Raw genomic sequence first — 20,972 nt, forward strand, 5'->3', positions numbered from 1 at the left:
AACCGCGTATTATTTCTCCAATTCTTTCTAACATTGATGTTGAGATTATGATTCGCAATGACTGGACGCGTGACGAGATTCAGGCACTTTATGATCAACCGCTGATGGATTTACTGTTCCAGGCACAGCAAATTCACCGTGAGCATTTTGACGCCAATACCGTACAAGTCAGTACCTTACTTTCGATTAAAACCGGCCGTTGCCCAGAGGACTGTAAATACTGTTCCCAGTCTGCCCATTATGATACTGACTTAGAAATTGAAAAAAGGGTGGAGGTGCAGAAGGCCATTGCTGAAGCGAAACAGGCCAAAGAATCCGGTTCCACCCGTTTCTGTATGGGTGCCGCATGGCGTAATCCACATGAACGAGATATGCCTTATGTGTTGGAACTGATCCAGGAAGTTAAAAAGCTGGGCATGGAAACCTGTATGACCTTGGGTATGCTGAATGCATCCCAGGCAGAACGTTTAAAAGAAGCGGGTCTGGATTATTACAATCATAACCTCGACACTTCGCGTGAATACTATGCCAATGTCATCAGCACCCGTACTTATGATGACCGTCTGAATACCCTAGAACATGTCCGTGCGGCCGGAATCAATGTCTGCAGTGGCGGTATTGTCGGTCTGGGTGAAGCCAAACAAGATCGTATTGGTCTGTTATATGAGCTAGCCACCATGCCGATCCATCCGGAATCTGTGCCCATCAATATGCTGGTTCCGATTGAAGGGACACCACTGGCCGATGTAGAAAAACTGGATGTGATTGACTGGATCCGTACTATTGCTGTGGCACGGATCATCATGCCAAAAAGCTATATCCGTTTGTCTGCAGGTCGTGAATCCCTGTCAGATTCGGATCAGGCTCTGGCATTTATGGCTGGTGCCAACTCGCTGTTCTCAGGCGATAAATTGCTGACCGCACCAAATAGCGGTGAAGGTAAGGACAAGGCCCTGTTTGCCAAACTGGGGCTAAAAGCCGAGGCACCGAAGAAAACCGGTCGCGAACTTGCCGTGGATGCTATGCAGCCTGCTTAAATTCTGCAGCTGTCTATCAGGGATCATTTCGAAAGAGATTGATCCCTTTTTTATTGAATGGATCACAACAAAAATATAGGGAACAGGATTGATGAAAATTCTGCTCATCAGCGGTTGGGGGCTGGGTACCCAAGTGCTGAATGAATTTGTGCAGCAGCTGGAACAGCAGTCAGGACAGCAACATCAGGTTATCATTTGGGACATCTTTGATCCGAACAATGCAGAACTGCTGGCAGAAAAAGTACAGACAGCTGCCGATATGGATGTGCTGATCGGCTGGTCGCTGGGCGGGCAACTGGCGATGTTATTGGCCAATGAACTTTATCAGCAGACCCAAGATACCAAGCCTGTAATTGCCTGTATGTCCAATCCTAGCTTTGTAGTACAGGAAAATTGGCCGCATGCGATGCTACAAGATCAGTATCAGCAGTTTAAACATGCGGTGATGTTGCAGCCAGAGCAGGCGCTGAAACGCTTCTGTGCACTGGTGACGCTAGGTTCTGCAGCACCTAGGGAACGTGCAAAATATTTACAACAGCAATTGATAAATATTGATTTATCCTATCAGCAATCACATCTCTATCTTTTGGAACAATTAAATCTGGTCAATATCGTGGAAAGCTATCCAGGCAAGATGCTATTTATTAATTCCGAGAAAGATATGCTGGTTCCCTGCAAAGTTTTGCAAGATATTGCACTTATCTCTGCAAGTAATCTGAACTTTGTAAAAATTCTGGCTGCGCATGATGCCATCCTGTTCGATACCAGTTTAGTGATTGAGCCAATTTTGCAATTTTTACAAGACATTCATTCAGTTAAAATTTCCTGACTATCCGGTGGATGTTCATTTCAAAATTAAACCGTTAAGATCGGGGCAGCGCTATTGTTTAGGTTATTTTCTGTGCACGATTCTTTTGATCAGCAGCATATTTGGCATCCTTATACATCCATGACCCATCCATTGCCTTGTTACAAGGTCAGGACGGCGCATGGCGCTGTAATTGAGCTGGAAGATGGCACCCAGCTGATTGATGGTATGTCTTCCTGGTGGTGCACGATTCATGGCTATAACCATCCGGAACTGAATCAGGCGGTACAAGAACAGCTACAGTCCATGGCGCATGTCATGTTTGGAGGTTTGACCCATCAGCCGGCGATTGATCTGGCTAAACTGTTAATCGAGATTACTCCAGAACCGTTAGACCGGATTTTCTATGCAGATTCCGGCTCGGTAGCGGTAGAAGTGGCTTTGAAAATGGCAGTGCAGTACTGGCATGCCCGCGGTCAGGCAAAAAAAAGCAATTTTGTCACCACACGTTCCGGCTACCATGGCGATACCTGGAATGCCATGTCGGTCTGTGATCCGGTCACTGGCATGCACCAGATTTTTGGTTCCAGCCTACCACATCGTTACTTTGTCCCGGCACCGCAAAGCCGTTTTGATGGTGAATGGCAGCCTGAAGATATTCAGCCTTTGGAACAGCTGCTGGCAGAAAAACATGCACAGATCGCAGCGATGATTATTGAGCCAATCGTGCAAGGTGCGGGTGGTATGCGCTTGTATCATCCGGAATATCTGCGCCAAGTACGACAGCTATGTGATCGTTACAATATTCTGCTGATTCTGGATGAAATTGCCACAGGTTTTGGTCGTAGTGGCAAACTGTTTGCCTGTGAACATGCAGATATCAGCCCGGATATCATATGTCTGGGCAAAGCGCTCACCGGTGGCTATATGACCATGTCAGCAACCCTGACCACCCAGCATGTAGCAGACACTATCTCGCAGGGTGAAGCAGGCGTATTCATGCATGGCCCGACTTTTATGGCTAATCCATTGGCGTGTGCTGTAGCCCTCAAAAGTACCCAACTGCTCTTGGCACAGGACTGGCAAGCGAGAGTGCAGCGGATTGAACAGTTATTAAAAAGCTATTTACAGCCACTGAAGACATTGCCGCAGGTTGCGGATGTCCGTGTCCTTGGCGCGATTGGCGTGGTAGAACTGCAGCAGCCGGTCGATCTGGCCAGCTTCCAGGCCGAATGTGTACGCCGTGGAGTCTGGATTCGCCCGTTTGGAAAACTGGTGTATGTGATGCCGCCATTTGTGATTTCCGATGAGCAACTGGCAACTTTATTGACCCATATGGTGGAGATGATTCAGGCACTGGGAGCAACAGCATGAAGCATCTGGAACATTTTCAGCAGCAGCTGGATGATTTAAAACAGCAGGATCAGTACCGCCAATTTAAGCAGGGCATTTCCAGCCAGCCTGTTCTTCAGCTGAATGGTGTTGAGATGCTGAATCTGGCCTCCAATGACTACCTCGGGCTGGCGGCTAATCTGCAGCTGCGGGAAGAGTTTTTTGACCTCACCCCACTTGCTGAACGACAGATGAGTTCCAGTTCTTCGCGTCTGCTGACTGGAAATTTTCTGGCCTATGAACAGCTGGAAGCCAGCATGGCACAGGCTTTGGGCCGCTCTGTGCTGCTGTTTAATAGTGGCTATCACATGAATATCGGCATTCTTCCCGCACTTGCGGATAGCAAGACCATGATCATTGCTGACAAGCTGGTACATGCCAGCATCATTGATGGCATTCGTCTGTCCAATGCCAGCTATGTGCGTTACCGGCATAATGATCTGGAACATCTGCAGGAGCTTTTAGCAAAGTATCAGACGGATAAGGCTATACAGCGGATTATTGTCGTTACCGAATCCATTTTCAGTATGGATGGCGATGAAACTGATCTTGCTGCGCTAGCCGCGCTCAAGCAGCAGTTTGATAAGGTCATGCTGTATGTGGATGAAGCCCATGCCATTGGTGTACGTGGTGAGCGCGGGCTGGGTTGTGCCGAGCAGTATCAGGTGCTAGATCAGATTGATCTGCTGGTCGGAACTTTTGGCAAGGCTCTGGCTTCGGTCGGTGGTTATCTGGTCTGCCATCCAGTCATCCGGGAATATCTGATCAACAGCATGCGTCCACTGATTTTCAGTACTGCGCAGCCACCGATCTGTATGGCCTGGACGAATTTTATTTTCCAGAAAATGCAGAAAATGAATCAACAACGTCAACAACTTGCCAGTCTGTCCAGTCGCTGTCATCAGGGGATTCAAGCCCTTGGTTATCCTTGTCCCTCCAGTTCACAAATTGTGCCGGTGATTATTGGCGATGTGGCTAAAACTGTGGATGCCGCAGAATATGTGCAGCAGAAAGGCTTTTATGTATTGCCAGTACGGCCGCCAACTGTGCCGAAAAATACTTCCAGATTGCGCATCTGCCTGCATCAGCAGGTCAGCCCGGTACAGGTGCAACAGTTGCTGGATGTGTTGCAGGAGTTAACACGATGAACACTGATCTGGTTGCACAACGTTTTGCCCAGGCACAATCCAGCTATGAACAGCAGGCGATTGCCCAGCGTCGGGTCGCTTTGGAACTGATCCAACGTATGCAGCTGCATGTCCCGCCGCATCTGCAGCGGATTCTGGAAATTGGTTGTGGTTCAGGTTTATTCACCCGTCAGCTGATGCAGTATTACAGCTTTGATCAGCTGTTTCTGAACGATCTCTATCCGGAAGTTAAACAGCATTTTGATGAAGATGCCCGGATTTACTGGGGCATTGGTAATATTGAAATTTTGCCGCTACCACAATCGCTGGATCTGGTCGTGTCCTGTTCCGCCTTGCAGTGGGTGCAGCAGCTTGAAGCGTTATTCCTGAAAATTCATCAGACCTTGAATTCATCTGGATGGTTGTGTTTTGCCAGCTATGCACAGGACAACTTGAAGGAAATTAAAGCACTGACTGGGCAGGGCTTGGATTATCTTTCACTGCCGCAAATGATTGAATTACTGGAATCTTGTGGTTATGAAGTTTTGGTTCAGGAAGAACAGCACCTGATTCTGGAATTTGAACACCCGCGTGATGTGCTGAAACATATCAAGGCCACCGGGGTGCAAGCAACCGCTGAGGGTTTCCGCTGGGTAAAGTCTTCCTTGCAACAGTTTTATGCGCAATATCAACAATTCCAGTTACCAGATAGCCAGCAATATCCTTTGACCTATCACCCGATTTATCTCATTGCACGGAAGCGCCCATGAACCCACAAGTCTATTTTGTCAGCGGTATCGATACTGGCATTGGTAAGACTTATGCCACTGGTTTTCTGGCCAAAAGCTGGAACGATCAGGGCATTCGTACCATTACCCAAAAGCTGATCCAGACTGGTAATACCGATTTATCTGAGGATATTGAACAGCATCGCAAGATGATGGGCTGTGGTCTTTTACCGGAAGATCATGCAAGGCTGACCATGCCGGAAATCTATGCCTATCCGGCTTCGCCGCATCTGGCTGCCCGGCTGGAACAGCGTCTGGTGAACTTTGCAAAAATTCAGCAGGCGACTCAAACCTTAGCTCAACGCTATGACCGGGTATTACTAGAAGGTGCAGGCGGCTTGATGGTACCACTGACTGAAGAACTGTTAACGGTGGATTATATTACAGCACAGCAGTTCCCGGTGATTCTGGTCACTTCTGGTCGTCTCGGTAGTATTAACCATACCTTGCTCAGTCTGGAGCTGTTAAAGCAGCGCAAGATCAAACTGTATGCACTGGCTTTTAACCATGCCGATGATGCTCAAGATGAAGTGATTGCACAGGATACCATTCAGTATTTACAGCAATATTTACACCAGCATTTTCCAGAGGCCCAGTGGCTGGATATTCCTGTGGTTGAGGCTTGAATTAACTAGAGGAATCGGTGGTTCAGTCTTAATTTTATGCCAATCGAAACTGCTCAATCGCTTAGGGGCTGAATCGAGACAGTTTGACTAATAATTTTTCAGGATCTGTTCAATTCATCTCCTGACAATACAACTGATGCAGGGTTTGTATGATTTTAACAATTTTTGGATCACTCAGCTGATAATAAATCTGTTTGCCTTCACGGCGGGTATTCACCACTTCATATTTGCGCAGCACAGTGAGTTGCTGTGACAGGGTCGGCTGCTGAATACCAGAACAGTCGGCAATCTCTTGTACATTCAGCTCAGTATCGACCAGAACACAGAGAATTTTTAAGCGGTCTGGATTCGCCAGAACTTTCAACAAATTAGTAACCTGATCAACCTTGGAAAAGTCCATATTAAATACCTATAGCGCGTCTGAGATGCTAATCTGAAAATATGTCTTACTAAATTCGGCTTGAATAATGTTATTAATTATATATTATAAAATTATATATTAAATTTCAGAATTATTATGCACGATTTTACCTTGGCCTTTCTCGGTGGTTTACTACTTGGTGTTGCTGTCGTCGGCTATCTCTATGTGAATGGTCGGATTGCGGGTGTCAGTGGACTGGTCGGACAGGTCGTGAATAAACAGACCCGCTTTAAAACTCCGGCAATCTGGTTTTTGGCTGGCCTGATCATTACTCCATTTATCTATGGTTTGTTTATCCAGTCCGAGATTAAGTTGAATGCCAGCCCATTGATGATGATTGTAGCTGGACTCTTGGTTGGTTTTGGGACACGACTCGGTTCTGGCTGTACCAGCGGACATGGCATTTGTGGCATCAGTCGTCTGTCAGGCCGTTCTATCGTGGCGACTTTATGTTTCATGGGCACCGGTTTTATCACGGTCTATATGATTCGCCATGTGACAGGAGCGTTCTAGCATGAAAAATCTGTTGGCTTTTGTCTTTGGTGGTCTGTTCTCAGTCGGACTGATGCTTTCCGGGATGTCTAATCCGGAAAAGGTACTTGGCTTTCTGAATTTATTCGGCAACTGGGATCCGAGTCTGGCTTTTGTCATGCTGGGCGCGATTATGGTGGCTTTTATTCCATTCCAGAAAGCAGTACGTAATCCAGCAACGAAAACCCTATTCGGTGAAACGATTGAACTACCGACCAAAACTGAACTTGATCGCAAACTGATTATTGGCAGCCTATTATTTGGGATAGGTTGGGGCACTGCCGGCATCTGTCCAGCACCAAGTTTTACCCTTATTGGTCTAGGACATTATCAGGTGTTTTACTTTATTATGGCGATGTTGACCGGTGTTTTCATTCATAAAAAATGGGCAGGGGGATAAGCATGTTACAACAGCCACAGGTACAGGAATTTTTTGATGCGAATACCAATACCTTTAGTTATGTGGTCAGCGATGCTATCACACAGCAATGTGCCATTATCGACAGCGTACTGGACTATGATGCTGCCTCTGCCAGCACCTCGACCACACATGCCGACCAGATCATTGCCTATGTGCAGGCACAGAATCTAACCGTTGAATGGATTCTGGAAACCCATGTGCATGCCGATCATTTAACCGCCTCACAATATCTAAAATCGGTGCTGGGCGGCAAGATTGCCATGAGCCATAAAATTTCGCTGGTGCAGGAAACCTTTAGCAGCATTTATAACCTCGACATCAAGCAGTTTAATGCCTTGCAGCCTTTTGACTATCTGTTTGAAGATGGTGAAGCTTTCAAAATTGGTCATCTGGATGCCTATAACATTCCAACTCCAGGACATACACCCGCCTGTCTCAGCTATGTGATTGGTGATGCCGTGTTTGTCGGTGATACGCTATTTATGCCGGACTATGGTACGGCGCGTTGTGACTTTCCGCGTGGCAGTGCTGAAACCTTGTATGATTCGGTGCACAAACTTTTCCAGTTACCTGACCAGACTCGGGTATTTCTGTGCCATGACTATTTACCCAAAGACCGTCAGCATTTTGTCTGCCAGACTGATATTCAGACCCAGAAAACCCAGAATATTCATATCCGGCAGGGCATTAGCAAGGCTGAATTTGTCGAGATGCGCAACCAGCGTGATGCAGGCTTGAGTATGCCGAAACTGATTTTGCCTGCAATTCAGGTCAATATGCGGGCTGGGCAGTTTCCTGAGCCAGAAGCCAATGGCACTTCCTATCTGAAATTACCGCTGAATTATTTTAAATCCTGAGTTCCATCCCTATTTTCCGCCGCAAGGCAAGGCACTTCCATGTACTCTTTAACTCGTTAAGTCCGGCAAGCCATCTTTGCGCTTGTCTGAAACGTTTTAAAAAGATTTACACCGTGAAAATGATGAATTTCGCATGAGTTTTCCATTGCGGACTGGAACTTTGCACGCCTGAAAAAAAGCTCAGGCAGATATCAAAGTCCTACAGATTTGCAACATTGTGAAAGTTGCGTACGACCTACACTACAAAATAAAGCCATTTCAGCTGCTTATGCTGAAGATTTCTCACCAACAAATTCAACAATAAGGTGATGACATGGATTTAGGTTTAACTGCGCTGGAACTGGCACGTATCCAATTTGCCTTTACTGTCTCCTTTCATATTATTTTCCCAGCGATTTCGATTGGCCTGGCCAGCTTTTTGGCGGTACTGGAATGGCGCTGGCTGAAAACCAATGATCCGGCTTACCGGGATCTGTTCAAGTTCTGGATCAAAATTTTCGCGCTGGCCTTTGGTATGGGTGTGGTCTCTGGCGTAGTGATGAGTTATCAATTCGGTACCAACTGGAGTGAATTTTCCCGTGTAGCCGGAAGTGTCACCGGGCCGTTGCTGACTTATGAAGTCTTAAGTGCTTTCTTTCTGGAAGCTGGTTTCCTTGGCATCATGCTGTTCGGCTGGGATCGGGTGGGACCTAGAACTCATTTTTTTTCCACTGTTATGGTGGCGATCGGCACCTGTATTTCTATGTTTTGGATTCTGTCTTCTAACAGCTGGATGCAGACCCCGCAGGGCTTCAGTATTGAAAATGGCCTTATTGTTCCACAGGACTGGTTTGCCATCGTTTTCAACCCTTCCTTTCCTTATCGGCTGGCACATATGGGCATTGCTGCTTTCCTGTCCTCAGCTTTGCTGGTACAGGGCGTGGCAGCCTGGCATTTGCTCAAAGGACGCCGGGATGCCTTGGTTAAAACCTCCTTTTCCATGGCCATGTGGATGATTTTGGTGTTGGCACCGTTACAAGTAATTGTGGGCGACTTTCATGGACTGAACACCCGTGAATATCAGCCAGCCAAGATTGCGGCAATTGAAGGACATTGGGAAACCAACCGTGGCGAAAGTATGCCGCTGTATCTGTTCGGGATCCCGGATATGGAAGCCGAAGAAACCAAATATGCTATTGGTATTCCCAAATTGGGTAGCCTGATTCTGACGCATAGTATGGATGGGGAAGTGCAGGGCCTAAAAGACTTTGCACCTGAAGACCGTCCAAACTCATTAGTAATCTTCTGGAGCTTCCGCATCATGGTGGGTTTGGGCGTGTTGATGCTCATCATGGCACTGGCAGGTCTGATCCTGCGTAAAACTGGGCGTTTTTATGAAGCGCAGTGGTTTCATCGCTTTGCCTTGATGATGGCACCTTCCGGATTTATTGCCTTACTCGCTGGCTGGTTTACTACAGAAGTCGGCCGTCAACCCTGGGTCGTTTATGGGGTAATGCGAACCCGGGATGCGCTGTCTCCGGTTTCTGCCGAGCAGGTCGGATTGACCCTAATTATTTTTGTACTGGTCTACTGCGTGGTATTTGGTGTCGGCATTTATTACATGCTGAAAATGATGCACAAGGGACCAGAATTTATTCATGCCCGTCCGCATACTGAGGGTGAAGTCATCCGTGCGTCTAAACGTCCAATGAGTACTTTCGAGGAAAATGAAGAGGACGCGCGTGCTCAACGTGAGCAGGAGGATAACAAATGATTGATCTGTCGTTGATCTGGATTGCAATTATCGCGCTTGGTGTCCTGATGTATGTGGTGCTGGATGGCTTTGACTTGGGCATCGGTATTCTGTTTCCTTTCTTTAAAGATCAGCATGAACGCGATGTGATGATGAATACCGTGGCACCCGTTTGGGATGGGAATGAAACCTGGATGGTACTCGGTGGAGCCGGGCTGTTTGCTGCCTTCCCGCTGGTCTATTCCACTGTGCTGTCCGCTCTATATATGCCAATTATCCTGATGGTGGTGTCACTGATTTTCCGTGGCGTTGCTTTTGAGTTTCGTTTTAAGGCACATCGGGGTAAACACTGGTGGGATGTAGCTTTTATTGGCGGTTCACTGCTGACTTCTTTCCTGCAAGGGGTGATTCTCGGTGCTTATATTCAGGGGATTAAAACCACCAATGGTATTTATAGTGGTGGCGGGCTGGACTGGCTGACTCCATTCTCTCTATTTACCGGTCTAGGTGTAGTGACCCTCTATGCAACGTTGGGCTGTGGCTGGCTGATCTTTAAAACCGACCATGAGCTGCAGGACAAGATGTTCAAGTTGATGCCTAAACTGATTATTGCCTTATTGTTTATATTTGGCGCCGTCAGTATTTATACTCCATTGGCTCATCAACAGATTGCAGAACGCTGGTTTAGTCAGCCGCAGATTTTCTATTTCAGTCCGGTGCCGATTCTGGTGTTGCTATTTACCTTTCTATCCTTGCGTGCCTGTAAACGCCGTCGCGAGTTCGCACCGTTTATCTATATGCTGGCACTCGTAGTCCTAGCCTATACAGGATTTCTGATCAGTCTGTGGCCTTATATCATTCCGCCAACTGTGACGCTGTGGGAAGCTGCTGCACCGCAAAGCAGCCAACTTTTTACCCTGATTGGCGCACTAATCCTGATTCCGATTATCCTGTTTTATACCGGGCTGTCGTACTGGGTGTTCCGGGATAAAGTCCGGGTCGGTGATGAAGGTTATCATTAAGGCAGGGAGGTACGTGTGATGAAATTGAATCAGGCGGGCTGGTTTATCCTACTCTGGCTCGGCGGTTTCCTGACCATGGTGATCATTGCCGGGATTTTCCGCTTCCTGCTACATCTAGCGTATTAAGCGAAAGTAAAATTCTACCCAATAAAAAACCTCCTTGATGGAGGTTTTTTATTGGACTGCCATTCATTCAAAAGAACATTTAGCAAGTCGAGTATTGTGAGGGGAAAGAACAATCACAACATTTGATTGAATTCGGAAAATTACAGCTCTTTCCAGACCTCGTTTTGGTCTTTAAGGGAAACCGTGAAATTAAACTGGTTGTCTGTAGTCACCAACAGGCTGGTTGGTGTTTGCATAACTACTTTCAGCACTGTGCCTTCTTCAAACACCAGTGGTGTGCAATTTTCCTTTTCCAAGGTAACTGGTTTTAGTAGTTCAATGACAGAGCTTTCCATGATGTATTCCCCAAGCTTCAATTGTTCGTATTTTCGTTTAAGAATAACATAGTTTATCGTTATTTTTTATACCTATTTGCTTTATCCCTTTAGCCGTAAAACCTCGCCCTTCAGGCATAGGTATCTACACAATTTCCATGTTTTGCGTTAAATTGAAGAGCATGCTCTTCAATTTTAACATCTCTCGCTTAGATCAGCGCCTTGTCAAACGTTACAACAACCTCGTTCAACTCAATATGAATCCTCTTGCTTCACTTGCTCCTGCAATCAAAGATATTGCCTCTGCTCAAAAAAATAGTTTCGCAACGACGCAAGCTGTATGGCGGTTTTTAAATAATGATAAAATCTCATTTAAACAATTAAATGAACCTATTCAAAAACTTACTTGTGATCAGATTAAGACATCGCTGCATCGTTATGCTTTAGTTATTCATGATTGGTCACAAATCCAATATGTGACACATCGTAATAAAACCCAAAAACTCCAAAGGACACATCAGTACGACTCAGGCTATGAATTACAAACGAGCTTACTTGTTGATGCTGCTTCTGGACTACCTGTTGCTCCATTAGCTCAGACCCTTTCTAGTGCTTCAGGTTGCTATTCGACATTCAATGAGCAACAGACCGAACGTAAAACCCATTTAGACTCCCTTTCTGAACAAATTCAAAAAGTTGAACAGTTTCCTCTTGATAAAACCTGCGTACATATTATTGATCGTGAAGGAGATTCCATTGCTCATCTCAGGGAATTAAGCAGTCATGGTTTTCAATGGCTTATTCGAGCAAAGGAAGGAAATCGGATTGAGCATCAGGGTGAAATATGTAAAGTTGGAGAAGTTGCTGAACGTATCGAAATACAGCAAGTGAAACCCATTTCTTATAAGGGTAATCAACATATGCTTTATGTTGGAGAAACCAATGTTCGGCTTACCCGTGCTGCAAAATCAAATAAAAAAGATTGTTTAGGTCAAAGAGTTGCTCCTCAGAAAGGTGCTGCAATTGAGGCTAGACTGATTATTGCGGTGGTTAAAGATATTAATGAAAAGACAGTTGCAAGATGGTCATTGATCAGTAATGTACCAACTGAGATTACCGCAGTAGAACTGACGACTTGGTATTACTGGCGTTGGTCAATCGAATGTTATTTCAAACTTCTCAAGCAAGCAGGCCATGATATTGAGTCATGGCTTCAGACTACGCCAGAAGCGATTTTAAGGCGTTTGCTAATCAGTTGTATGGCTTGTGTGTTGACGTGGAGAGTACAGCGTTGTACAGATGAACAAAATCAGAAAGTCCGTGCATTTTTGACTAGACTTTCAGGTAGACAACAGAAAAGAGGCAAGGTAGAGAGTGCGCCTGCCATATTGGCAGGACTCTCGATTTTACTAAATACTCTTCAACTGCTCTCAGAATATTCAATAGATGAACTGAATGAAATCGCAACTATTGCACTAGGTACCTAAAGATGTGTAGATACCTATGCCCTTCAGGGCGGGGATATAAGGCTGCAATCCGCTAGTCCCCCTTGTGGGGATTAGCTAGGATTGCTAATGCGGTGTTTGCTGTTGTTGGATATATTGTTTAATAATCCCAATGGGAGCACCTCCACACGATGCAGCGAAATAACTAGGCGACCACAAAGCATTCCCCCATAATTTGTTTTTAATTTCAGGGTGTTTAGTTCTTAAAATACGACTAGATGCACCTTTTAGGCTGTTAACCAAGCTAGAAATAGCTACTTTTGGTGGATAGTTCACAAGTAAATGAACATGATCATGCTCACCATCAAATTCTACCAACTTAGCTTCAAAGTCTAAGCAAATGCGCTTGAATACTTCATTCATAGTTTCGAGCATAGCTTTGGTAAAAACATCTCTACGATATTTAGCCACAAAGACTAAATGAACGTGCATATTAAAAACACAGTGACGACCTGTTCTAATCTCTTGACTATTATCCATAGACCAAATATATTTTAGTGATGAAGACACTTAAATTACGCATAAAAGACAAACATTGCAAGGTGCTAGACCAATTGGCATCTGAAGTTAATTTTGTCTGGAACTATGTCAATGATTTGTGTTTTAAACACTTGCAAAGAAAACAACAATTCTTTTCAGCTTACGATATTGCTAAATACACGAAAGGTACATCAAAAGAGTGCAATTTGCACAGCCAAACCATACAGGCAGTTGCGGAAGAATTAGTTACTCGAAGAAAGCAATTTAAAAAAGCCAAGCTAAAATGGCGTGTCAGTAACAAAAAAAATGCTAGACGTTCTCTCGGTTGGATTCCATTTAAAAAAGTGGCGGTGAAATATGCCGATGGGTATGTCCAATACGGCAAGCATCAATTCAAGCTATGGGACAGTTACGGACTAAGTAAATACAATGTTAAAACAGGCTCGTTTGTCGAGGATAGCCGAGGGCGTTGGTATGTATGTCTTGTGGTTGATTCAATTAAAACAGAGAAAACCACCGCTAAAACCTCAATTGGCATTGATCTAGGACTCAAAGACCTTGCGACTTGCTCAGATGGTGTAAAGTTCAAAGCGCCTAAAATCTATCGTCAATATGAACAAAAACTTGGTATTGCTCAAAGAGCAAGAAATAAAAAACGTGTCAAAGCGATTCATGCCAAGATCAAAAATCTACGTCAAAATATGCTGCATCAATTCAGTCATAAACTGGTGAATGAACATGCAGCCATCTTCGTTGGTAATGTGAATGCCAAAGCATTGGCACAGACAAAATTAGCTAAGTCTGTACTCGATGCAGGTTGGACGACCTTAAGAACCATGCTCAAGTATAAATGCGAGAACGCAGGGGTATGGTATGAAGAAGTCAATGAAGCCTATACCACCCAAACTTGCTCGTGCTGCGGCTCACGCTCCAGTAGTCTGAAAGGTAGAGCAGGACTTGGAATAAGAGAATGGCAGTGTGTGGAGTGCGGTACATTCCACGATAGAGATATAAACTCAGCACTGAATATTCTTGCGCTCGGACATGGGCGTCTCGCAGGAGGAATCTCCGTCCTTTAGGTCGGAGAGGATGTCAAAGATACAAAGTCATAAAGTTTAGAATAATTGATTTGGGACGTACGTATAAATGAGGTACTAATATGTTAGTTATTGTTTATGCTCGTATTTTATTCTAAAAATGATATATTGCATGAGTTTTCAAGACATTGGCCACGTGAATTATTATCTTTCGTACCAGGTACTTTAAAAATAACGTGTTTTCCAGCAGAGATTATTTAATAATACCGTAACAACTGCACTGAGCTGCAAAACATTACAGCATAATACGCAGCGATTTCTTGACCTGTGGTCTACAAAAATAAGGAGCATGCAAAGGACATGTTTAAGTCTTTCTTTCCGAAACCCCTCTGGTTTTTTCTCAGCGTGGTGATCTGGTTTTTTATCAACCTCGCGATCTGGCATTCCGGTGGTTCCGGCTGGGGCAGCTATGTGGGGTTTAGTGAAGGTTATCATGAAGCGACATTGGCGATTGATATCAGCCGGTTCTGGTCGCAAAAATTCTTGTGGTTTTATCTGTGGTTCCTGACCGCGACAGCCTTGTTTGCAGGATTTTGGTATGTGGTGGCACGTCATCCCTGGCAGCGCTGGTCGGTCTGGGGCTCAGCCTTTATCCTGTTTAATATCTGGTTTGGCGTTCAGGTCAATGTAGTGCTGAATGAGTGGTACAGCCCGTTCTATGACCAGATTCAGAAGATGTTGACCAGTGGTGGTGGCGATGTCGGACTATTGTATCAGGGGGCATTGACCTTTATTTATATCGCGATGATTTATGTGACCTTGGCGGTATTTAACATGTTCTTTGTCAGCCACTATGTATTCCGTTGGCGTACGGCAATGAACGATTATTACACCTCGTTCTGGGAAAAACTGCGCCATATTGAAGGGGCTTCACAGCGTATTCAGGAAGATACCATGCGCTTTGCCCGTAGTACTGAAGAGTTGGGCGTATCCTTTATTGAATCCTTTATGCTGCTAATGGCCTTCCTGCCAGTGCTGTACAAGCTGTCCAGTCATGTCACCATTTTGCCGATCGTGGGGCATGTCGATCATGCCTTGATGTGGGCATCACTGGGTTGGGCCGTTCTGGGCACGGTGATCCTGATGGTAGTGGGGATGAAACTGCCTGGTCTGGAATTTAACAACCAGAAGGTGGAAGCGGCTTACCGGAAGGAACTGGTCTATGGTGAAGATTATGCCGAACGTGCTCAGCCACTGACCTTAAAAGAACTGTTTGGACGGGTGCGCTGGAACTATTTCCGCTTGTATTTCCACTATGCCTATTTCAACATGGTACGGATCTGGTATTTGCAGCTGGACAATATCTATGGTCTGTTTGTGCTGTTCCCGAGCATTGCAGCAGGGACGATTACTTTAGGTTTGATGATGCAGATTCTGAATGTATTTAACAAAGTACGTGAATCATTCCAGTATTTGATTTTGTCTTGGCCGAAAATTATCGAACTGCTATCGATCTATAAACGTTTGAAAGCATTTGAATCGCATATCCATTAATCGGTGCAGATTCATTTTAAAAGACCAGTTTTATGACTGGTTTTTTTATGTCTACTTCGAATTAAACTAAGTATCCGATGAACGGTTGATATTAAGTGAAAAAATGTGAAAAACATCCCAATTTTGGGATATTCAGTGAATTTTCGCATGACTAGAATCATAAAGACCAAGTTTGTTTGGTGCTTAATTTTCAGTCCCTCTGCCGTATAAAAATAATAACTGTACGTGAGTGAAAATTAAGGAGTTTGAAGCGCATTTAACTGTATGCTGGTGATGGAGAGTGCTTTGCTGTCCACCTTTAAGAGCTCGTGTTTCAGCATGACAGTTCCGCAGACCAAAGAAGTTAACATTTCTTCTTTGGTCTTTTTTCATGTCTGATTTTAACCTTCAAGCCTCATCTATCCAGATAAAAATTAAGCAGAATAGATCAATCATTGATCATTGTTCTGTGCTCTGGTTGTCATTTGAATGATTTTCTATGAGTTAAATAATTTTTATTAATCAAAGTTTTGTATTTGTTGTTTCCCCATTTTTGCTTTATGTTATGGGCATGCTTTGGGTTGAGATAACGGAAGTGAAACTGAAAGTATTTGCTCTCACAATAATAACAATGGGTTTGGCCGCGTGTAATGGAATACAGCATGGAAAAAAAACGATCATGCATCCTTATCATAGTCCGCAGGAACTGATTGCCAAACGACAGTTAAACAATACGGATGGCAGTGCCAAAGACTATGTTTATCTCTGGGATAAAAACCAGCAGAATAATGCCACACAGGCCATGTATCCGCGTTCGATCTTGACCCAGTACTGTCATGAACAGGGCGGTAAATTTTCCCTGCTATATAAAAGTCAGCTAAATCTGGTTCGAGATGCTGCCCAGCGCAAACGTTTAAGCAGCAACCGTGGGGTTATGCAGGGGATTGGGGCGTATAAATGTAATATGGATGATCTGACCGATAGCTGGATTGCTTCGATTGAGCCACTTTCCGAACGGCAGATGAATAATAGCAGTTCTAGCCGTAGTGTCAGGTTACTGACGCGTTTGATGAGTGCAAATGAGGCGAAGAATTTTTACCGTCCTTCCAAAGCAGCTATCGCTGAAGAAAAAGCCAAACTGAGCGCAGCTCCAGCCAAAGCAGCGGCAACCGCTAAAGCTGCAAATGCTAAAGTACCAGATGCCAAAGAACTGGCGCGTAAGGAACAGGAAAAGAAAGACAAAGAACTCGAGCGTAAGGAACTGGAACGCAAAGAGCTGGAAAAAAAAGAAGCCGAGAAAAAGGAAAAAGAACTCAAAGCAGCTGTAAAAGAAACATCACGCAGTCCGGTGGCAGAGACTCCACAGCAACAACAGTTAAAACTCTATGCGGCCGCACGACGTGACATTCAAAGTGGCAGAAACATGCTGAATGCCTGTAACAATGCCCAGCGTGCCTATAACTATGGCAAGCTGCAAGGTGCAGAAGGCACCCGCATTTATACTGAATCAGGGATGTTGGTGGCAAAATGCCTGACCAGTGTGCCGGTATATAGTAGCCGTTTTCCAAATGCCAGAGGGCAGGCAAAGCGGATACTGAATGGCTTGGCTAGCCAATATAACCATGCTGGGGCGAAGAACATGCTGAGACAGCTCAAGTAAATATTCCGGTTCAATTGAAAATGCCATGTTTCCGGACGTGGCATTTTTTATTCTTAAGGCTGAATTCAGCAAATACTTATAGTGTGATGGTTGCCCCTAGCACTTTCACAAACTGAGCCAACCAGGCTGGATGTGCAGGCCACGCTGGCGCAGTCACCAGATTTCCATCGGTTACTGCTTCAGTCACGGCGATATCGGCATACTGTCCACCCGCCAGTTTCACTTCAGCCGCACAGGCCGGGTAGGCAGAACAGGTACGGCCTTTGAGTACATTCGCAGCAGCAAGCAGCTGGGCACCATGACACACGGCTGCAATCGGTTTTTGGGCACTGTCAAATTCACGTACGATTTCAATTACGCGTTCATTCATACGCAGGTATTCCGGTGCACGGCCACCAGGAATCACCAGTCCGATATATTCAGACGTGTTCACCGCACTAAAGTCATAGTTGATGGCAAAGTTATGGCCGCGTTTTTCGCTATAGGTCTGGTCGCCTTCAAAGTCGTGAATGGCAGTGGCTACCGTGTCACCGGCTTTTTTGTCCGGGCAGACGGCATGTACGGTATAGCCGAGGCCAGTTAAAAACTGGAATGGCACCATGGTTTCATAGTCTTCGGCATAGTCACCGACCAGCATCAGCAGTTGTTTAGCCATGTTGTTACCCTCTCATTCATTATGATTTATATAGGAAATTTACTTTCATTCACCATAGCATAGGCCGGTTTTGGATTTAATATGTTTATTGTTCACTTTAGTCGTAGCTGGACAAGCTCAGTTTTATTCACTTTAAACAGCTTAAAAATCAGGTGGATTTTGCAATGCAATAACAGATGAACTGTCATGTTTTATGGTACAACAGGCAGACTGTTGATTGGAGTTTGCTTATGTCTCGCTGTGTTTCCCCTGTACGCCATAGATTTTTTAAAATCATTCGTTCTGCACTGATGGCAACGGCCTTGTTTGGAACGGTGCAACTGGCAAATGCAGGCTCAACGGTTGATCAACTCAGTGATTGTTTAGAAAAATCAACCACTGCTGCCGATAAAACTACAGTGATGCAATGGACTTTTGTGGCTTTGGCGGCACATCCAGACCTAAAAGCGTTTAGCAATGTGTCTGCACAGCACAAGGAAAGTCTGAATAAGAATCTGGCAGCGGTATTGCAGCGAATATTGGTGGAGCAATGTTCGGCACAGACTAAAGCTGTAATTCAGGCGGAAGGTTTGGAAGCAGTGGGGAATAGTTTTCAGGCACTCGGACGTAGTACGGGTGAGGAAATTTTGAAAAATCCGGAAGTGAATAATCAACTGAAGGGTGTGTTGCGTTATGTGGATATGAGTAAGTTAATTACCACTTTCTTGACACCGGATATTTGGAATAAGTTGGGTGTGGTAAGAGGGAAATAAGGTTTTCAAGCCCTATTTGAAAATGGCAACGATGATTCTAACCAGCCAGTAAATGGGATAGAAAATAAATTCGATTCCATCCACCAAGCCTAGACCTCGCTGTTTTCTGCGGGGTTCGGGTTGCATTTCGGATAGCCATTTACGGCTTTTGGGAATCAACATCAAAATGATGATGACTAGCGCAAATAAGCCAATGGCGATCTGGATAACGAAGAGCAAAAGGTCAGGTGTCATTTTTGTTTTTCCTTGATGTTTTTGATTTTATAGCATAAAAGATAATCCTCTCCCTAACCCTATCTTTTAAAAAAGGAGAGGGAATCCCGCGTCTCAAATTGATTACGTGATAAAGTCTCCCTTTTTAAAGGGAGATTTAGAGGGATTAAAATCACAGTAAATTAGGATAAAACTTCTCAAACTCCAAATTCACTGCTTCACCTCGCAGCAAATAACCTTTCGGCTGAATATAACTATAGATTTCCCGTGCAGGCTGTTCGTGCCAGCCAATATTAAAAGCACAAAGTTTTGGGAAAAATTGTAGATGGCTATAGTTCAGATTGTTATGAATCCAATAAGCAAGCTGTTGCCAGTTGGATTGGTCTTTTTCATACAGTTCTAGAAATGAAGGAATGACTATACACGCCGTTGCGCCGTAGCCTTTTTCGTCAGGATAGTCCCAAATATGGCTAGCAAAGTTTTTCTCATTACTGGCGCAGTTATGTCCTTTTTCATTGCCGAGTTGGTTCACGCTTGGCGAACGATAAGCAGATCGAATGGCGATACGACCAAATTTGTCTTGTAGCGGTTCAAGTCGCTGTTGGCAGAGTTCCGTGCCTGTGCGAATGGCAATGTCAGGATGGTCTGGAAAATTAGGAATGCCGTACCAATTGGCGATTTCGCTATAGAGGAAGTCACGCATAAAGAAGGACTTTGAAAGTCGGATACGTCCTAAATCTTCAAGTTTATTAATAGAGGATACTTTTTTGATGGTCATGTTGTTTTTGATAGGAAGTGTCTGGGTTGATTGTATGTTTAAATTGATGAAATTTAAATAATAATCCACTCCCTATCCCTCTCCTTTAATAAAGGAGAGGGAATATCCATTACTAAATTTATGAAGAAATTTGATAGAGGGATGAAAGCTCCTTCTTCCAGAGAGAGGCGAAGATGTGATAAAAAAACGTATAAATCCTTGAAAGTTAGTTTGCTATTTGTGGAATCGGCTGATTTTTTGTTTCTTCAATTATATAGACCATTGGATAGGCTATGAATTCGGCACCTAAAGTATCTCTTACATTGGCAATGCATAGATTTTTTGGATTTTTAATATATTTGAAATTAATATTGAATGGACTATTTACACCCCATTTTTTACCAGAGATTTTTTCACAGCTAGCTTGTAGCTCTGAATCTTGTTGTGAAAAATCCAGAACATCACTTAGATCTGTAAACATGAGTTCAAAAATACGGTCAAATGCATAACTAGCTACTTCATCAAATCGTTTTTCATCAATTTCAGTGATCACAGAAAAGTGTTCACTTCTATAACGATACATTCGTGTCTTTTTATTAATATCCATCGCAATCGTAAAATCTAAATAAAACTTATTTTTATCAGATGAAACGAAAACATAGGGTATTAATTTAATATCTGTTTTCTCATCTATGCTAAAAACAAAAGAAGGGCTAGAAGTTATCAGTTTCTTTTTTAGTTTTTCAGTGACAAGTTGATCAAATTTTTTTTGCTGTAAGAAAAGTGATCGATTTGCAGTTTTTGCATTACTTACATTATTGTTAGCAATACTTAGTCCGATAATCTCTGCAAAAAGTGGTCCAGGTGTTGGCATTGCGCCACCAATTGTTGGAGGAAGTCCAATGAGCACTTGAGCATTCGGTAATGATTTATCACGCATCGCACCATATCGAAATTTAGATATAGATTCACTAGAAACACTAATTGTCATTTCATTATTAATAAGTGGAATTTTAGTTAAAGGACTCATTGCATGAGTTAAACAAAAACTGCTAAAAATTGATATAGTAATAAGAAATTTTTTAAGCATTTGATCCCTCGAGAACAGTTTTTAATGCATATTGCAAAATTGTACTAAGAGTATATTAGGGCAGAGTAAAACTTGAAGTGCGACATAA

Annotated in this window: 24 protein-coding genes; 17 read left to right on the plus strand and 7 right to left on the minus strand. The window is 44.1% G+C overall.

Annotated elements, in window-relative coordinates:
• Window positions 1-44 precede the first annotated feature (44 nt).
• The 6 genes from bioB to bioD all read left to right on the plus strand — a co-directional run bounded on the left by bioB (window position 45) and on the right by bioD (window position 5,778).
• Complete coding sequence (gene bioB, locus ABEF84_RS04105) at window positions 45-1,037, plus strand: biotin synthase BioB (RefSeq protein WP_034586893.1); 993 nt, start codon at window positions 45-47, stop codon at window positions 1,035-1,037.
• Between the two features lie 91 nt (window positions 1,038-1,128).
• Window positions 1,129-1,866, plus strand: a complete 738-nt coding sequence (locus ABEF84_RS04110; RefSeq protein WP_034586859.1) for an alpha/beta hydrolase — start codon at window positions 1,129-1,131, stop codon at window positions 1,864-1,866.
• A 72-nt stretch (window positions 1,867-1,938) separates the two neighbouring features.
• Window positions 1,939-3,219: an adenosylmethionine--8-amino-7-oxononanoate transaminase gene (gene bioA / locus ABEF84_RS04115; RefSeq protein WP_034586862.1), complete on the plus strand. Its 1,281-nt coding sequence runs from the start codon at window positions 1,939-1,941 to the stop codon at window positions 3,217-3,219.
• Window positions 3,216-4,385 (plus strand): 8-amino-7-oxononanoate synthase, encoded by a 1,170-nt coding sequence (locus ABEF84_RS04120; protein WP_347456223.1) that lies wholly within the window; start codon window positions 3,216-3,218, stop codon window positions 4,383-4,385. The genes bioA and ABEF84_RS04120 overlap by 4 nt, the downstream gene beginning before the upstream one ends.
• The gene (gene bioC, locus ABEF84_RS04125) at window positions 4,382-5,134 is read left to right on the plus strand and encodes a malonyl-ACP O-methyltransferase BioC (RefSeq protein WP_347456224.1); all 753 of its coding nucleotides are present in this window, start codon (window positions 4,382-4,384) and stop codon (window positions 5,132-5,134) included. The genes ABEF84_RS04120 and bioC overlap by 4 nt, the downstream gene beginning before the upstream one ends.
• Complete coding sequence (bioD, locus tag ABEF84_RS04130; protein WP_347455581.1) at window positions 5,131-5,778, plus strand: dethiobiotin synthase; 648 nt, start codon at window positions 5,131-5,133, stop codon at window positions 5,776-5,778. Before bioC ends, bioD begins: the two co-directional genes overlap by 4 nt.
• 109 nt (window positions 5,779-5,887) lie before the next feature.
• On the opposite strand, the gene ABEF84_RS04135 is transcribed toward bioD, so the two are convergent.
• Window positions 5,888-6,178, minus strand: coding sequence for a helix-turn-helix transcriptional regulator (locus ABEF84_RS04135; protein ID WP_034586873.1), 291 nt, complete (start codon window positions 6,176-6,178; stop codon window positions 5,888-5,890).
• A 117-nt stretch (window positions 6,179-6,295) separates the two neighbouring features.
• Between ABEF84_RS04135 and ABEF84_RS04140 the strand changes: the two genes are divergently transcribed.
• From ABEF84_RS04140 to ABEF84_RS04165, 6 genes are all read left to right on the plus strand, one after another.
• The gene (locus ABEF84_RS04140) at window positions 6,296-6,712 is read left to right on the plus strand and encodes a YeeE/YedE family protein (RefSeq protein ID WP_034586875.1); all 417 of its coding nucleotides are present in this window, start codon (window positions 6,296-6,298) and stop codon (window positions 6,710-6,712) included.
• 1 nt (window position 6,713) lies between these two features.
• On the plus strand, window positions 6,714-7,130 hold the full coding sequence (locus ABEF84_RS04145) for a DUF6691 family protein (protein ID WP_034586877.1): 417 nt from the start codon (window positions 6,714-6,716) through the stop codon (window positions 7,128-7,130).
• A 2-nt stretch (window positions 7,131-7,132) separates the two neighbouring features.
• Window positions 7,133-8,008, plus strand: a complete 876-nt coding sequence (locus tag ABEF84_RS04150; RefSeq protein WP_034586879.1) for an MBL fold metallo-hydrolase — start codon at window positions 7,133-7,135, stop codon at window positions 8,006-8,008.
• 313 nt (window positions 8,009-8,321) lie between these two features.
• Entirely contained in the window at window positions 8,322-9,761 is a 1,440-nt protein-coding gene (locus tag ABEF84_RS04155; protein ID WP_347456225.1) for a cytochrome ubiquinol oxidase subunit I, read from the plus strand.
• Window positions 9,758-10,762 carry a cytochrome d ubiquinol oxidase subunit II gene (gene cydB / locus ABEF84_RS04160; RefSeq protein ID WP_034586885.1) on the plus strand — a complete coding sequence of 335 codons (1,005 nt, stop codon included), beginning with the start codon at window positions 9,758-9,760 and terminating at the stop codon, window positions 10,760-10,762. Before ABEF84_RS04155 ends, cydB begins: the two co-directional genes overlap by 4 nt.
• Before the next feature lie 18 nt (window positions 10,763-10,780).
• A complete protein-coding gene (locus ABEF84_RS04165; RefSeq protein ID WP_152598546.1) occupies window positions 10,781-10,888 on the plus strand; it encodes a DUF2474 domain-containing protein in 108 nt (35 codons plus the stop codon).
• A gap of 140 nt (window positions 10,889-11,028) precedes the next feature.
• On the opposite strand, the gene ABEF84_RS04170 is transcribed toward ABEF84_RS04165, so the two are convergent.
• Entirely contained in the window at window positions 11,029-11,223 is a 195-nt protein-coding gene (locus tag ABEF84_RS04170; RefSeq protein ID WP_034586888.1) for a hypothetical protein, read from the minus strand.
• Between the two features lie 236 nt (window positions 11,224-11,459).
• Between ABEF84_RS04170 and ABEF84_RS04175 the strand changes: the two genes are divergently transcribed.
• The gene (locus ABEF84_RS04175; RefSeq protein ID WP_347454975.1) at window positions 11,460-12,689 is read left to right on the plus strand and encodes a transposase; all 1,230 of its coding nucleotides are present in this window, start codon (window positions 11,460-11,462) and stop codon (window positions 12,687-12,689) included.
• Window positions 12,690-12,773: 84 nt separating this feature from the next.
• On the opposite strand, the gene tnpA is transcribed toward ABEF84_RS04175, so the two are convergent.
• Entirely contained in the window at window positions 12,774-13,187 is a 414-nt protein-coding gene (gene tnpA / locus ABEF84_RS04180) for an IS200/IS605 family transposase (protein ID WP_075167884.1), read from the minus strand.
• Between the two features lie 20 nt (window positions 13,188-13,207).
• Here tnpA and ABEF84_RS04185 point away from each other — a divergent pair, with 20 nt between their 5' ends.
• The 3 genes from ABEF84_RS04185 (at window position 13,208) to ABEF84_RS04195 (ending at window position 17,417) form a co-directional block, all read left to right on the plus strand.
• Window positions 13,208-14,266 (plus strand): RNA-guided endonuclease TnpB family protein, encoded by a 1,059-nt coding sequence (locus tag ABEF84_RS04185; protein ID WP_034586922.1) that lies wholly within the window; start codon window positions 13,208-13,210, stop codon window positions 14,264-14,266.
• A gap of 318 nt (window positions 14,267-14,584) precedes the next feature.
• Complete coding sequence (gene sbmA, locus ABEF84_RS04190) at window positions 14,585-15,778, plus strand: peptide antibiotic transporter SbmA (RefSeq protein ID WP_034586177.1); 1,194 nt, start codon at window positions 14,585-14,587, stop codon at window positions 15,776-15,778.
• Between the two features lie 610 nt (window positions 15,779-16,388).
• Window positions 16,389-17,417: a hypothetical protein gene (locus ABEF84_RS04195; RefSeq protein WP_034586180.1), complete on the plus strand. Its 1,029-nt coding sequence runs from the start codon at window positions 16,389-16,391 to the stop codon at window positions 17,415-17,417.
• A 76-nt stretch (window positions 17,418-17,493) separates the two neighbouring features.
• On the opposite strand, the gene ABEF84_RS04200 is transcribed toward ABEF84_RS04195, so the two are convergent.
• A complete protein-coding gene (locus tag ABEF84_RS04200; protein ID WP_034586183.1) occupies window positions 17,494-18,072 on the minus strand; it encodes a DJ-1/PfpI family protein in 579 nt (192 codons plus the stop codon).
• 230 nt (window positions 18,073-18,302) lie between these two features.
• Between ABEF84_RS04200 and ABEF84_RS04205 the strand changes: the two genes are divergently transcribed.
• Complete coding sequence (locus ABEF84_RS04205) at window positions 18,303-18,824, plus strand: hypothetical protein (RefSeq protein WP_034586186.1); 522 nt, start codon at window positions 18,303-18,305, stop codon at window positions 18,822-18,824.
• Between the two features lie 12 nt (window positions 18,825-18,836).
• Here ABEF84_RS04205 and ABEF84_RS04210 read toward each other — a convergent pair whose 3' ends face one another.
• The 3 genes from ABEF84_RS04210 to ABEF84_RS04220 all read right to left on the minus strand — a co-directional run bounded on the left by ABEF84_RS04210 (window position 18,837) and on the right by ABEF84_RS04220 (window position 20,884).
• A complete protein-coding gene (locus tag ABEF84_RS04210) occupies window positions 18,837-19,058 on the minus strand; it encodes a hypothetical protein (protein ID WP_034586189.1) in 222 nt (73 codons plus the stop codon).
• A 151-nt stretch (window positions 19,059-19,209) separates the two neighbouring features.
• A complete protein-coding gene (locus tag ABEF84_RS04215) occupies window positions 19,210-19,815 on the minus strand; it encodes a hypothetical protein (RefSeq protein ID WP_052127899.1) in 606 nt (201 codons plus the stop codon).
• A gap of 205 nt (window positions 19,816-20,020) precedes the next feature.
• Window positions 20,021-20,884, minus strand: coding sequence for a hypothetical protein (locus ABEF84_RS04220; protein ID WP_034586192.1), 864 nt, complete (start codon window positions 20,882-20,884; stop codon window positions 20,021-20,023).
• Window positions 20,885-20,972 lie beyond the last annotated feature (88 nt).

The organism is Acinetobacter sp. ANC 7912 (assembly GCF_039862785.1).
Lineage (GTDB): Bacteria > Pseudomonadota > Gammaproteobacteria > Pseudomonadales > Moraxellaceae > Acinetobacter > Acinetobacter thermotolerans.

Bases quoted from the DNA above. Each gene is read 5' to 3' on its own strand.
- bioC (WP_347456224.1), top strand. From the start codon at position 4,382: ATGAACACTGATCTGGTTGCACAACGTTTTGCCCAGGCACAATCCAGC.
- bioD (WP_347455581.1), top strand. From the start codon at position 5,131: ATGAACCCACAAGTCTATTTTGTCAGCGGTATCGATACTGGCATTGGT.
- ABEF84_RS04155 (WP_347456225.1), top strand. From the start codon at position 8,322: ATGGATTTAGGTTTAACTGCGCTGGAACTGGCACGTATCCAATTTGCC.
- ABEF84_RS04210 (WP_034586189.1), bottom strand. From the start codon at position 19,058: ATGACACCTGACCTTTTGCTCTTCGTTATCCAGATCGCCATTGGCTTA.
- ABEF84_RS04165 (WP_152598546.1), top strand. From the start codon at position 10,781: ATGAAATTGAATCAGGCGGGCTGGTTTATCCTACTCTGGCTCGGCGGT.
- ABEF84_RS04175 (WP_347454975.1), top strand. From the start codon at position 11,460: ATGAATCCTCTTGCTTCACTTGCTCCTGCAATCAAAGATATTGCCTCT.
- ABEF84_RS04120 (WP_347456223.1), top strand. From the start codon at position 3,216: ATGAAGCATCTGGAACATTTTCAGCAGCAGCTGGATGATTTAAAACAG.
- ABEF84_RS04145 (WP_034586877.1), top strand. From the start codon at position 6,714: ATGAAAAATCTGTTGGCTTTTGTCTTTGGTGGTCTGTTCTCAGTCGGA.
- cydB (WP_034586885.1), top strand. From the start codon at position 9,758: ATGATTGATCTGTCGTTGATCTGGATTGCAATTATCGCGCTTGGTGTC.
- ABEF84_RS04140 (WP_034586875.1), top strand. From the start codon at position 6,296: ATGCACGATTTTACCTTGGCCTTTCTCGGTGGTTTACTACTTGGTGTT.
- ABEF84_RS04195 (WP_034586180.1), top strand. From the start codon at position 16,389: ATGGGTTTGGCCGCGTGTAATGGAATACAGCATGGAAAAAAAACGATC.
- ABEF84_RS04215 (WP_052127899.1), bottom strand. From the start codon at position 19,815: ATGACCATCAAAAAAGTATCCTCTATTAATAAACTTGAAGATTTAGGA.
- ABEF84_RS04185 (WP_034586922.1), top strand. From the start codon at position 13,208: ATGAAGACACTTAAATTACGCATAAAAGACAAACATTGCAAGGTGCTA.
- ABEF84_RS04200 (WP_034586183.1), bottom strand. From the start codon at position 18,072: ATGGCTAAACAACTGCTGATGCTGGTCGGTGACTATGCCGAAGACTAT.
- ABEF84_RS04170 (WP_034586888.1), bottom strand. From the start codon at position 11,223: ATGGAAAGCTCTGTCATTGAACTACTAAAACCAGTTACCTTGGAAAAG.
- ABEF84_RS04150 (WP_034586879.1), top strand. From the start codon at position 7,133: ATGTTACAACAGCCACAGGTACAGGAATTTTTTGATGCGAATACCAAT.
- tnpA (WP_075167884.1), bottom strand. From the start codon at position 13,187: ATGGATAATAGTCAAGAGATTAGAACAGGTCGTCACTGTGTTTTTAAT.
- sbmA (WP_034586177.1), top strand. From the start codon at position 14,585: ATGTTTAAGTCTTTCTTTCCGAAACCCCTCTGGTTTTTTCTCAGCGTG.
- ABEF84_RS04110 (WP_034586859.1), top strand. From the start codon at position 1,129: ATGAAAATTCTGCTCATCAGCGGTTGGGGGCTGGGTACCCAAGTGCTG.
- ABEF84_RS04205 (WP_034586186.1), top strand. From the start codon at position 18,303: ATGTCTCGCTGTGTTTCCCCTGTACGCCATAGATTTTTTAAAATCATT.
- ABEF84_RS04220 (WP_034586192.1), bottom strand. From the start codon at position 20,884: ATGCTTAAAAAATTTCTTATTACTATATCAATTTTTAGCAGTTTTTGT.
- ABEF84_RS04135 (WP_034586873.1), bottom strand. From the start codon at position 6,178: ATGGACTTTTCCAAGGTTGATCAGGTTACTAATTTGTTGAAAGTTCTG.